The sequence below is a fragment of the Streptomyces solitudinis genome (genome assembly GCF_036323765.1).
Lineage (GTDB): Bacteria > Actinomycetota > Actinomycetes > Streptomycetales > Streptomycetaceae > Streptomyces.
The window spans coordinates 275,309-287,034 of record NZ_JAZDCW010000006.1 but is presented as its reverse complement, the minus strand read 5'-3'; the positions used below and the strand labels follow the sequence as shown (position 1 = coordinate 287,034).

At 70.9% G+C, this 11,726-nt stretch carries 14 protein-coding genes; 9 read left to right on the top strand and 5 right to left on the bottom strand.

The genetic code is table 11. The annotated features are described in order from the left end of the window. Positions 1-81: 81 nt before the first annotated feature. The 9 genes from rpmH (at position 82) to V1J52_RS17785 (ending at position 6,435) form a co-directional block, all read left to right on the top strand. The gene (gene rpmH / locus V1J52_RS17825; protein WP_165302702.1) at positions 82-219 is read left to right on the top strand and encodes a 50S ribosomal protein L34; all 138 of its coding nucleotides are present in this window, start codon (positions 82-84) and stop codon (positions 217-219) included. Positions 220-244: 25 nt separating this feature from the next. Beyond that, positions 245-613, top strand: a complete 369-nt coding sequence (gene rnpA, locus V1J52_RS17820; RefSeq protein WP_330140839.1) for a ribonuclease P protein component — start codon at positions 245-247, stop codon at positions 611-613. After that, on the top strand, positions 610-897 hold the full coding sequence (gene yidD, locus V1J52_RS17815; protein ID WP_330140838.1) for a membrane protein insertion efficiency factor YidD: 288 nt from the start codon (positions 610-612) through the stop codon (positions 895-897). The genes rnpA and yidD overlap by 4 nt, the downstream gene beginning before the upstream one ends. A 3-nt stretch (positions 898-900) precedes the next feature. Then, the gene (gene yidC, locus V1J52_RS17810; protein ID WP_330140837.1) at positions 901-2,013 is read left to right on the top strand and encodes a membrane protein insertase YidC; all 1,113 of its coding nucleotides are present in this window, start codon (positions 901-903) and stop codon (positions 2,011-2,013) included. A 14-nt stretch (positions 2,014-2,027) separates the two neighbouring features. Further along, positions 2,028-2,531 carry a Jag family protein gene (locus tag V1J52_RS17805; protein ID WP_330140836.1) on the top strand — a complete coding sequence of 168 codons (504 nt, stop codon included), beginning with the start codon at positions 2,028-2,030 and terminating at the stop codon, positions 2,529-2,531. Continuing rightward, complete coding sequence (rsmG, locus tag V1J52_RS17800; RefSeq protein WP_330140835.1) at positions 2,528-3,277, top strand: 16S rRNA (guanine(527)-N(7))-methyltransferase RsmG; 750 nt, start codon at positions 2,528-2,530, stop codon at positions 3,275-3,277. The genes V1J52_RS17805 and rsmG overlap by 4 nt, the downstream gene beginning before the upstream one ends. Positions 3,278-3,590: 313 nt before the next feature. Continuing rightward, positions 3,591-4,640: an AAA family ATPase gene (locus V1J52_RS17795; protein WP_330140834.1), complete on the top strand. Its 1,050-nt coding sequence runs from the start codon at positions 3,591-3,593 to the stop codon at positions 4,638-4,640. Further along, positions 4,637-5,761, top strand: coding sequence for a ParB/RepB/Spo0J family partition protein (locus V1J52_RS17790; RefSeq protein ID WP_330140833.1), 1,125 nt, complete (start codon positions 4,637-4,639; stop codon positions 5,759-5,761). The genes V1J52_RS17795 and V1J52_RS17790 overlap by 4 nt, the downstream gene beginning before the upstream one ends. A gap of 56 nt (positions 5,762-5,817) precedes the next feature. After that, positions 5,818-6,435, top strand: coding sequence for a GNAT family N-acetyltransferase (locus tag V1J52_RS17785; RefSeq protein ID WP_330140832.1), 618 nt, complete (start codon positions 5,818-5,820; stop codon positions 6,433-6,435). Between the two features lie 155 nt (positions 6,436-6,590). Here V1J52_RS17785 and trxA read toward each other — a convergent pair whose 3' ends face one another. The 5 genes from trxA to V1J52_RS17760 form a co-directional block, all read right to left on the bottom strand. Then, a complete protein-coding gene (gene trxA, locus V1J52_RS17780) occupies positions 6,591-6,917 on the bottom strand; it encodes a thioredoxin (RefSeq protein ID WP_330140831.1) in 327 nt (108 codons plus the stop codon). A 43-nt stretch (positions 6,918-6,960) separates the two neighbouring features. Beyond that, the gene (gene trxB, locus V1J52_RS17775) at positions 6,961-7,956 is read right to left on the bottom strand and encodes a thioredoxin-disulfide reductase (RefSeq protein ID WP_330140830.1); all 996 of its coding nucleotides are present in this window, start codon (positions 7,954-7,956) and stop codon (positions 6,961-6,963) included. 166 nt (positions 7,957-8,122) lie between these two features. After that, positions 8,123-9,142 carry an RsmA family anti-sigma factor gene (locus V1J52_RS17770; protein ID WP_330140829.1) on the bottom strand — a complete coding sequence of 340 codons (1,020 nt, stop codon included), beginning with the start codon at positions 9,140-9,142 and terminating at the stop codon, positions 8,123-8,125. After that, on the bottom strand, positions 9,139-9,849 hold the full coding sequence (sigM, locus tag V1J52_RS17765; protein WP_330140827.1) for an RNA polymerase sigma factor SigM: 711 nt from the start codon (positions 9,847-9,849) through the stop codon (positions 9,139-9,141). The genes V1J52_RS17770 and sigM overlap by 4 nt, the downstream gene beginning before the upstream one ends. Positions 9,850-9,880: 31 nt before the next feature. Continuing rightward, the gene (locus V1J52_RS17760; RefSeq protein WP_330140826.1) at positions 9,881-11,632 is read right to left on the bottom strand and encodes a serine/threonine protein kinase; all 1,752 of its coding nucleotides are present in this window, start codon (positions 11,630-11,632) and stop codon (positions 9,881-9,883) included. Positions 11,633-11,726: the final 94 nt, after the last annotated feature.

Here is an 11,726-nt window from a genome sequence, read left to right as displayed (position 1 = left end):
AGCTACTCGTGGGCGCACGGTGACAGCCAGTCGGCGCCCCACACCGTCTCATGCAGACACAAGCATTCCTGGAGCCCCCGAGTGAGCAAGCGCACCTTCCAGCCGAACAACCGCCGCCGCGCGAAGACCCACGGCTTCCGGCTGCGCATGCGGACCCGCGCCGGCCGCGCGATCGTCGCGAACCGCCGCAGCAAGGGCCGCACCCGCCTGTCGGCCTGAGCCGCACGGCCCGCAGGTCCATGACGTGCTGCCTACGGAGAACCGGCTGAGGCGGCGCGAGGACTTCGCGGCCGCGGTACGGCGAGGGCGTCGGGCCGGACGCCCGCTTCTCGTCGTCCACCTGCGCAAGGACACGGACCCGCACGCGACGGGGGGGAACGCCCCCCCGCCGCGTGCGGGTTTCGTCGTGAGCAAGGCCGTGGGCAACGCCGTCGTCCGCAACCGTGTGAAGCGGCGCCTGCGCCACCGGATACGGGAGCGGCTGCCCCTGCTGCCCCCCGGTAGCCTGGTGGTAGTACGGGCGCTGCCCGGCGCGGGCGAGGCGGACCACGGACGGCTGGCCCGCGACCTCGATTCCGCGCTGCAGCGGCTGCTTGGAGGGCCGCCGACGTGAAGTACCCGCTGCTCTGGCTCATCAAGCTGTACCAGTGGACCATCAGCCCGATGCTCGGGCCGGTGTGCCGGTACTACCCGTCGTGTTCGCACTACGGGTACGAGGCCGTCCGCCGGCACGGTGCGGTGAAGGGCACGGCACTGACCGCCTGGCGCATCCTGCGGTGCAACCCATGGTCGCCCGGTGGCGTCGACCATGTCCCTGCCCGGAAGCATCCGGTCTGGCACCAGCGGCTGCGCAGCCGCTGGCAGCATCGGACCCAGTCCAACGCCCAAGGAGCCTGATTCGTGGACACGATCCTCGGCCCTCTCTATACCGCTGTTTCCTGGATCATCGTCCAGTTCCACTCGCTGTTCAGCCTCGTGTTCGACGAGGACAGCGGCTGGGCCTGGGGTCTGTCCATCGTCAGCCTGGTTATCGTCATCCGCATCGCCCTGATCCCGCTCTTCGTGAAGCAGATCAAGGCGACGCGGAACATGCAGGCGCTCCAGCCGCGGATGAAGGCGATCCAGGAGCGGTACAAGAGCGACAAGCAGCGTCAGTCCGAAGAGATGATGAAGCTGTACAAGGAGACGGGCACCAACCCGCTCTCCAGCTGCCTTCCCATCCTGGCGCAGTCACCGTTCTTCCTGGCGCTCTTCCAGGTGCTCAACAAGATCGCGAACAACCAGACCGTCGGCGTCATGGACGAGCAACTGGTCGAGAGCGCCCGGAGCGCGAGCGTCTTCGGCGCACCGATCGCGGCCAAGTTCATGGACAGCGCGAGCACGGTCGAGGCGCTGAACGCGTCGCTGACGAACGTCCACATCGTCACCGTGATCATGATCGTGATGATGTCGCTGTCGCAGTTCTACACGCAGCGCCAGCTCATGACGAAGAACGTCGACCTGACGGTCAAGACGCCGTTCATGCAGCAGCAGAAGCTGCTGATGTACGTCTTCCCGATCATGTTCGCCGTCTTCGGCATCAACTTCCCGGTCGGTGTGCTGGTCTACTGGCTGACCACCAACGTGTGGACGCTCGGCCAGCAGATGTACATCATCAAGCGCAACCCCACCCCCGGCTCGCTGGCCTACCAGCAGCGCCAGGAGCGGCTGCGGGCCAAGGGCAAGCTCCAGGAGGACCCGGCCGAGGCCGCCGCCAAGGAGGCCGTCGAGCAGGCCCGAGCCCAGCGCAGCCAGCCCAAGCGGCAGCCGAAGGCCAAGCGCCAGAGCGGCGGTGCGCAGCCGGCCAACCTCCGCAAGCAGCCGCAGCAGCCCCGCCAGCCCCAGCAGGCCGCGGAGCGTGCGCCCAAGGCGGCCGGTGAGGCCCAGGGGCCGGCCAAGCCGGGTCAGGTGAAGCCGGGGCAGGCGAAGCAGAACAAGAAGAAGCCGCAGTCGTCCGCGAAGTCGAAGAAGTAAGAAGGAGTCCATCAGTGACGGACACGACCGAAGCCGCTGAGGGCACCGACACCCTGACCCGCTTGGAGCAGGAAGGGGAGATCGCGGCCGACTACCTGGAGGGTCTGCTCGACATCGCGGACCTGGACGGGGACATCGACATGGACGTCGAGGGGGATCGCGCCGCGGTCTCCATCATCAGCGACTCCTCCAGCCGCGACCTGCACAAGCTCGTCGGACGCGACGGTGAGGTGCTGGAGGCGCTCCAGGAACTCACCCGGCTCGCCGTGCACCGGGAGACCGGCGACCGCAGCCGCCTGATGCTGGACATCGCCGGTTTCCGCGCACGCAAGCGCGAGGAGCTGACCCAGCTCGCCACCGACGCCGTCGAGAGGGCGCAGAGCGGCGGCGAGCCGGTGAAGCTCAAGCCGATGACGCCCTTCGAGCGCAAGGTCGTGCACGACGCCGTGAAGGCGGCCGGCCTGCGCAGTGAGTCGGAGGGCGAGGAACCGCAGCGCTGCGTGGTCGTCCTGCCGTGACGGCTGACGATGGTCACCGTGACGGCCAGCGGGCGGCCGAGGCGCCGCCCGCTGCGCCGGAGGCGGCGCGGAAGGTGTTCGGAACGCGGTACGCGGACGCCGTGCGGTACGCGGAGCTGCTGGCCGACGCCGGGGTGCGCCGCGGCCTGATCGGGCCGCGCGAGGTTCCGCGTCTGTGGGAGCGCCACCTGCTGAACTGCGCCGTGCTGGCGGAGGTCGTGCCCGAGGGCGTGACGGTGTGCGACGTGGGTTCCGGGGCGGGGCTGCCGGGCATCCCCTTGGCGCTGGTCCGTCCGGACCTGCGGATCACGCTCCTGGAGCCGCTGCTGCGGCGCACCACGTTCCTCCAGGAGGTCGTGGAGCTGCTGGGGCTGGATCACGTGACGGTGGTCCGGGGCCGGGCCGAAGAGGTGCTGGGATCGCTGGCGCCGGTGCACGTGGTGACGGCCCGCGCGGTGGCTCCGCTTGACCGGCTGGCCGGGTGGGGTGTGCCGTTGCTGCGCCCCTACGGCGAGATGCTGGCCCTCAAGGGGGACACGGCGGAGCAGGAGCTGCACGGTGCCCGCTCGGCCCTCCAGAAACTGGGTGTGGTGAAGACCACGGTGGTGCAGGTGGGCGAGGGGATCGTGGAGCCCTTGTCCACCGTGGTGCGGGCCGAGGTCGGGGAGAGCCCCGGCGGTGTGCGGTTCGCGGCCAAGCGCGCGAAAGCGGCCCGGTCCGGTCGTTCCGCGCGGCGTCGACGCTGAGGCGCTGGCGGTGTCGGTGACACCGCCAGCCCCCGACGCCGCAGGCCGCGCGGCGGTATCCCTGGTCGAGGTGCTTACTCCATAAAAGCGGCAAAGCTGCCGATTGCGGAGTGTCGTCGCGTTGCGGTTTCCAGGCCGGTGCATCGTGTTTCACGTGAAACGCCGCTCCCTGCTGCATGGAATCATCAGTCGGGGTCGTGCGGCTGCCGAGCCGCACGACCGGAAATCGCGTCCGCCCCGCCCTGAGGACTTGTCCACAACTCGTGAGTTGTCCACAGGTGGGCAGGGCTCAGTGGTTGCTGACCCCGAAGGCATGGCAGGCTTTGAGCCTGCGAAGGTGCCTTTCGAGGAGAGTGAACCGTTGCGGTCCGACGCCAATACTGCGGGACCGATGGCCGACCCGGTCCCTGGTCCCCGCGCTGAACTGGCGGACGTTTCACGTGAAACACGTGAGACGCTGCCCCCCATGGACGACACCCCCATCGGCCGCGCCGCCCAGCAGGCGGTCGAGGCGATGAACCGCGCCGGTGAAGGTCTCCCCAGGCCCGAGCAGACCCGCATCATGGTGGTTGCCAACCAGAAGGGCGGCGTGGGGAAGACGACGACGACGGTCAACCTGGCCGCGTCGCTGGCTCTGCACGGTGCCCGGGTGCTGGTCGTGGACCTCGACCCCCAGGGCAACGCTTCCACGGCCCTGGGCATCGACCACCACGCGGAAGTGCCCTCGATCTATGACGTCCTCGTGGAAAGCAGACCGCTTTCTGAGGTGGTGCAGCCCGTCCTGGATGTCGAGGGTCTGTTCTGCGCCCCGGCCACGATCGACCTCGCCGGTGCGGAGATCGAACTGGTGTCGCTGGTGGCGCGAGAAAGCCGACTGCAGCGGGCGATCACCGCCTACGAGCAGCCGCTCGACTACATCCTGATCGACTGCCCGCCGTCCCTGGGGCTGCTGACGGTGAACGCCCTCGTGGCGGGCGCGGAGGTCGTCATCCCGATCCAGTGCGAGTACTACGCGCTGGAGGGGCTGGGCCAGCTCCTGCGCAACGTGGACCTCGTGAAGGGGCACCTCAACCCGGAGCTGCACGTCTCGACGATCCTGCTGACCATGTACGACGGACGCACCCGGCTCGCCTCCCAGGTTGCCGAGGAGGTGCGCGGCCACTTCGGCAAGGAAGTGCTGCGCACCAACATCCCGCGCTCCGTCCGGATCTCCGAGGCTCCCAGTTACGGGCAGACCGTCCTCACCTACGACCCGGGTTCCAGTGGCGCCCTGTCCTACCTGGAAGCCGCCCGGGAGATCGCTCTGCGCAACGTGAGTGCGCAGCCGGAACATCAGCACAGCACGGTGGAGGGGAATCAGTGAGCGAACGACGTAGAGGGCTGGGCCGCGGGCTCGGTGCGCTGATCCCCGCCGCACCGACAGGGGCGGACGACGGCCCGGTGCCGACGATCGGCATCAACGGTGCCACGTCGCCCACCGCCGTACCCGTGATCAGCGCGGAGCGGGGCGTGGCTGCGGCGGCGGTCACCGCCCTCCCGGACAGCGGTTCCCCCACACCGCGGCGAACGGCGGAGCAGCGGGCCGAGGCGGAGACCGCGGCGCTGCCGGACGAGGTGGCGGGCGCCCACTTCGCCGAGTTGCCGCTGGACGCCATCTCGCCGAACCCGCGCCAGCCGCGCAAGGAGTTCGACGAGGACGCTCTGGCTGAGCTGGTGACCTCCATCAAGGAGGTCGGGCTTCTCCAGCCGGTCGTCGTACGGCAGCTCGACGGCGACCGCTACGAGCTGATCATGGGAGAGCGGCGCTGGCGCGCCTGCCGCAAGGCGGGCCTGGAGCTCATCCCGGCCATCGTCAGGGCCACGGAGGACGACAAGCTCCTTCTGGACGCCCTGCTGGAGAACCTGCACCGGGCACAGCTGAACCCGCTGGAGGAGGCAGCCGCCTACGACCAGCTCCTGAAGGACTTCGACTGCACGCACGACCAGCTGGCGGACCGGATCGGCCGGTCGCGCCCCCAGGTGTCCAACACCCTCCGGCTGCTGCGCCTGTCCCCCTCGGTGCAGCGCCGGGTGGCCGCCGGGGTGCTCTCCGCCGGACACGCCCGGGCCCTGCTGTCCGTGAGCGACGGGGAGGAGCAGGACCGGCTCGCCCACCGCATCGTCGCGGAGGGCCTGTCAGTGCGGGCGGTCGAGGAGATCGTGACGCTCATGGGCGACAAGCCCGGGCGTTCGGCCAAGAGCAACGGACCGCGTGCGGGGAAGAGGGTGTCGCCTGCCCTGGACCACCTGGCGAGCCGCCTGTCCGACCGCTTCGAGACGCGGGTGAAGGTCGACCTCGGACAGAAGAAGGGGAAGATCGTCGTCGAGTTCGCTTCGATAGAGGATCTGGAGCGCATCCTCACCCAGTTCGCTCCCGGTGAGGGGCGGGTCCTCGAACAGCGGCTCTCCGAGGAGACCCCCGAGGACGGCCAGCAGGACGCGTAAGGCAGCTCAGCCGCTTGACCGGCACGTCGCTGACGCCCCATGGTTACGATGGCTCCATGGGGCGTCAGCTTGTTCCGCTCACCTTGGACAACTTGCCCGACCTGCCCATGCCGTGCCGCCGCTGCGTGTTCTGGGAGCTGGATCCGGTCAGCGCGGACCGGGCGGAGAAGGACGGGCATGCCGAGCGGGAGAAGGAAGCCTGGATCTCCGCCGTCCTCCTCGAATGGGGGTCCTGCGGACGTGTGGTGTACGTCGATGAGGTGCCGGTGGGCTTCGTGCTCTTCGCCCCGCCGGCCTACGTCCCCGGCTCGCTCACCTTTCCCACCAGCCCGGTGTCCTCCGACGCCGTGCAGCTGATGACGGCCGCTCTGGTGCCCGGGTACCAGGGCCAGGGGCTGGGGCGGGTGATGGTGCAGACGGTCGCCAAGGACGTCCTGCGCCGGGGGTTCAAGGCCGTGGAGGTGTTCGCCGATGCCCGCTGGAAGGAGCCCGGCTGCCTCCTCCCCGCTGAGCATCTGCTCGCCGTCGGCTTCAAGACGGTAAGGCCGCACCATCGCTTTCCCCGGTTGCGGCTGGAGCTGCGGACGACGCTCTCCTGGAAGGCGGACGTCGAGCGGGCGCTGGACCAGTTGCTCGGTGCGGTGCAGAAGGACCCGGTACTCCGGCCGCTGTGAGCGGCCCACCCTCCCGCCTTGGGAGTCGGCTCCTCACCTGCCGGCCTGCCGCCCGGCAGGACAGCGTGCGGAAGACGAGCCTGCGGGAGACAACGAAAACGGTCCGCTCCGTTTCCGGAGCGGACCGTTTCACGTGAAACGAAGGAGCGGTACCTTCAGCCGCCGATGAACTCGGCCAGGTCACGCTCGATGGCCGCCTTCGGCTTGGCACCCACGATGGTCTTCACGACCTCGCCGCCCTTGTAGACGTTCATGGTCGGGATCGACATGATGCCGTACTTGGCCGCAGTCGCGGGGTTCTCGTCGATGTTCAGCTTCACGATGGTGAGCTTGTCGGCCTGCTCCTCCGAGATGGCCTCCAGCGACGGAGCGACCTGGCGGCAGGGGCCGCACCAGGCCGCCCAGAAGTCGACCAGCACGGGCTTGTCGCTCTGGAGCACGACCTTCTCGAAGTCGGCGTCGGTGGCGGTCACGGTGGCCATGGATTCTCCTTGCGGTGTGTGGGAGGGATGGGCGTGCGGAGGCTCAGATGGCCGCGGCGGCTTCCTCGGCCTCTTCGGCCATCTCGGGCTCGGCGGGCTCGGCGTCGCTGAGAGCAGCGAGGTACCGCTCGGCGTCGAGCGCAGCGGTGCAGCCGGTGCCGGCGGCGGTGATGGCCTGGCGGTAGGTGTGGTCGACGACGTCACCAGCGGCGAAGACGCCGAAGACGTTGGTGCGGGTCGAGGGCGCGTCCACGGTGAGGTAGCCCTCCTCGTCCAGATCCAGGACGCCGCGGAACAGCTCGTTGCGCGGGTCGTGGCCGATCGCGACGAACAGGCCCGTCACCGGCAACTCGCTGGTCTCACCGTTCTTCGTCGAGCGCAGCGTCAGCGACGCCAGCTTGCCGTCCTTGCCGTGGATCTCGGAGACCTCGCTGTCCCAGGCGAACCGGATCTTCGGGTCCGCGAAGGCACGCTCCTGCATGGCCTTGGACGCCCGGAGGGTGTCGCGGCGGTGCACGATGGTGACGGACTTGGCGAAGCGGGAGAGGAAGGTGGCCTCCTCCATGGCGGTGTCGCCACCGCCGACCACGGCGATGTCCTGGTCCCGGAAGAAGAAGCCGTCGCAGGTGGCGCAGTAGGACACCCCGCGCCCGGACAGCTCGTCCTCACCGGACAGGCCCAGCTTGCGGTGCTGGGAGCCGGTCGCCACGATCACCGCCTTGGCGCGGTGGACGGTGCCCGCGGAGTCGGTGACCGTCTTGACCTGCCCCGTGAGGTCGACCGCGGCGACGTCGTCCGGGATCAGCTCGGCGCCGAAGCGCTCGGCCTGGGCCCGCATCTGGTCCATCAGCTCCGGCCCCATGATCCCGTCCCGGAAACCGGGGAAGTTCTCCACCTCGGTGGTGTTCATCAGCGCACCACCCGCGGTGACCGAGCCCTCGAACACCAGGGGTCGCAGGGACGCGCGCGCGGTGTAGAGAGCGGCGGTGTAGCCCGCGGGCCCCGAGCCGATGATGATCACGTTGCGGACGTCACTCACGGGTGTCTTCCTTGTCTGCCGATGGCGTACCGGATCTGCTCTGGTGAGGTTCTCACTCCACCCAACGGATACTACGGCGCGGGCATTCCCGCCCGGTGGGCCCACGCCCGGCGGGCGACGTGGGCCCGGCTCCCGGCGCGGCCGGGCCCACGCGCGGCCGATGGCGTCAGCGGCGGTCGAGGGTGCGGACGGCGAGCCGCTCCCCGGGTGCGCCGGAGGGAGAGGTGACGCACGCGGCGTCGACCACGTAGGCATCGACCCGGCTGGAGTCGCCGGGGTGCGGCAGGACCACGAGGTAGGCGGCTGTGCCCTGGTGTTCGTACGCACCGGAGGCCAGCGGAGCCTCCGCCCGGCCGACGGCCTGTCGCACACATCCGGGCACCGCCGGATCACCCTCCCCGGAGAACGGCACGTTCGGCCGGCCCTGGGCGTCCGGCCCGAGTTGCTCCGGCTGCTGTCCCTGGGCGTCCTTGGGAGGGCTGGCGGGCGCTGCGGCGAGGAGCGCGTGGACCCGGTCCGCCAGAGGACCGGAACCGGCGGCTTCTTCCTCCCCCTCCTGCGACGGTCCGGCCTGGACCGTGCTCGGAACGTCCCCGGCATCCGTGGAGAGCACGTCCGGCAGGACGAGGACCGCCAGGGCGAGGGCAGCCAGGGCGCCGACCCCTCCGAGCAGAACCCTGCGCCGGCGGCGGCCACCCGGCCGGCTCCCGGAACCGTCCCGGCCGTCACGTCCGGGACCGCCGCCCAGCGGTGCGCCCGGCGGCCGTCGTGTTTCACGTGAAACAGGGCGGGCCGCACGTGGGGCGGAGGGAGCCGCAGAACCCGGCTTCCCGGCCGGGGCCGCTCCGGCGGCGACCGCGCGGTGGGGCGTCACGTCCGGTTCCGCCTCCCCGCCACCGGACGTGTTCCGGCCCGGCGTGGTGGCGTGCAGCAGGACCTCGGCCGACAGCGCGGCGTCGATGCGTTCGGCGACGTCGTCCGGCATGCGACTGGCCCCGGGCAGTGTGCCCAGCACACTGCGGATCTCCATCAGGGAGGTGCGGACGTCCGCGCAGAGCGGGCAGCCGTCCAGGTGCGTGCGCACCTGCGTGGACCGCGCCGGCGGGAGCAGCCCTTCGGTCAGGGCCGAGATCTCAGTGACCTCCGGATGGCTTTCAGCACCGGACGTCGCAGAAGACGCGGTCATGCGGGTCCACCTCCGCCCTTCACAGCTCCGGTTCCCTCGTTTCCTCGCGCCGGTGGGACGGATGTCCCCTGCGTCCGGTTCCTTCCCCTTGTCTCCGGTGAACTACCCTCCGGCCGCACATGGGTCAGCAGGGGCAGCAGCCGGGCCCGGCCGCGGGCGCAGCGGCTCTTCACCGTGCCCGCCGGCACGCCCAGGAGCCGGGCGGCCTCCGCGACGGGGAAGCCCTGCATGTCGACGAGGACGAGCGCCGCGCGCTGGTCGACGGGAAGGTGGGCCAGCGCGGCGATCAGCTCCCGGTGCAGTTCCGCCCGCTCGGCGGGTGCCGCGGCGGACTCGTGCGGTTCCAGCAGCCGCTCGAACCGCTCGTCGTCGTCGGTCAGGGAGGTGCGCCGGGAGGCCACCTTGCGGGCGCGGTCCAGGCAGGCGTTGACGGTGATGCGGTGCAGCCACGTCGTGACGGCCGACTGGCCCCGGAAGGTGGCCGCCCGCCGGTACGCGGAGACGAGGGCGTCCTGGACGGCGTCGGCGGCCTCCTCGCGGTCGCCCAGGGTGCGCAGCGCCACCGCCCAGAGCCGGTCGCGGTGCCGTCGCACCAGTTCACCGAACGCGTCCGGCTCCCCCCGGACGTGCCGGGCCAGAAGCTCGTGATCGCTGGGCGAGGAGGCGTCGGCGGCGCCCGGGGAGTGCCCTGTGACGTCGTCGCCCACCGTCAAGGCCCTCCCTCACCCGCCGTACGGATCAGCTGGTGACGCTGATCTCCGTGATCCGGCCACGGTATTCTTGCTGCTCGGTCAGCGGAAGCTCGGTGAGCCAGACCAGTACGTACTGAGTCCTGATCGGTTTCTTGGCGGTGAGGACGACCTCGGTCCCGTTGCCGCTGCTGACCTTGCTGAAGTCGCCGAGGGAGTCGGGCCGACCGCTGATCGTCGCCGGGCTGGCGAGGAAATCCACGCCGGTCGGGCCGAGGAAGCTGACCTTGAGCGTGCTCACCTGCTGCGCCTCACCGAGATCCAGGATCAGTCCGACGCCCGGCTTGAGGTTGCCGAACTTGGCGCTGGCGTAGTGCAGGGTGTGCCAGTAGGTGCCGGGGTTGCCGTCGAAGGCCAGCTCCGCGTCGTCGGCGTCCTCCCTCCCGGCGCCCTGCGGGTCGAGGATGCGGGCCGAGGTGATGTTCACCGGCTTGCCGGAGACGGGGTTCCCGACGGCCGAGGGCTCCTCGTTCTCCCGCTCGGACTGCACCTGCCCCCGGGGAGCGGGCTCGCCGCCCTTGTCGCCCTTCAGCAGCGCGTCCGCGATCTGCCAGCTCCCCAGCCCGAGCGCCGCGATGAGCAGGGCCGACACGCCCCACTTGAGCAGCTTGCCGGTGCGCCCCGGCAGCGTCGGCGGCACCGCGGTCAGCGGGGCGGCGGCGCCAGCCGGGACGGAGACGGCGGGGACGGGCTCCGCGACGAAGGCGCCCTGCTGGTAGGTCGTCCGCTCGTACGGTGCCGGCTGCACGAACGCGGGCTCCGGCGGCCGGATGCGGGGCAGCTCCGCGACGGCCCGCACCAGTTCCTCGGGTGTGGTGCAGGGCGGGTTCTCGCTGGAGGCGGTGGCGCCGTCGTTGACGAGTGCGCGCATGGCGAGTTCCGACAGGCCGCGGTGGACGTTGGCCCGCACCTGGTCGGGTGGCATCAGCGTGCCGCCGGAGAGACGCGCGACGCCGGTCAGCCCGTAGGCGTCCTGTTCGTAGGGCCAGCGCTGGGTGAGGGCGGCGTACAGCAGCGCTCCGATCGCCTCGGTGTCGCTGCGCTGCGGGGTGGCCGAGGAGATGCCGCGCAGGGCCGCGTTCACGGCGAGGCCGCGGATGCGGTACTGCCCCGTGCCCGTGCGCAGGACCGCACCGGGCGTGAGCCTAAGGTGGGCCAGTCCCTCCCGGTGGGCCGCGGCCATGGCCTCCGCGAGCTGGCTCACCAGCTCGTAGGCTTCGTGCGGCGGCAGCGGACCGGCGGCGAGCAGCGGTCCGAGCGGGACGGCGTCCGGCAGCCACTCGTGGACGACGTAGACCAGCTCGCCGTCCTCGACGGCGTCCAGCACCTGCACGAACCGCGGATCGCCCAGCAGGGCGGCGGAACGGGCGGCCGCCAGCACGGGGCGGACCTGGCGGTGGTCGGCCGGCAGGATGTGGATGCCCACGGCCCGGCGCAGCTTCTCGTCCACGGCACGCCAGCTGCTGAAGCCGTCCAACCGGGTGACGCACTCCTCCAGGCGGTACCGCTTGGCGAGCTTGTGACCGCTGTGCAGATCGGGCGCGCCGCCTTCCCGGTTCTCCCGGCCGGACCGCTCCGGGCGCTTGCCCCCACCGCTGCCCTGGCCGTCCTGGCCGTCGTTCTGGGGCGCTGTACCGTCGGCCGCGGCGTCGTCCGAGCGGGAAGGCTGCGGCGTGTCCTCGCCACCGCTGTCGCCGCCCGAGTGCGCCACGTCGACGGCAGCTGTGCTCCGTTCCGCCACCGTCGCTCCTGCCTCCCCATCCGTTGCGTCCCGTGAGCCGGGCCAGCCGGCCACTCCGCACGGCCGTCCGGTCCGGCCACAGACAATTGTGCCC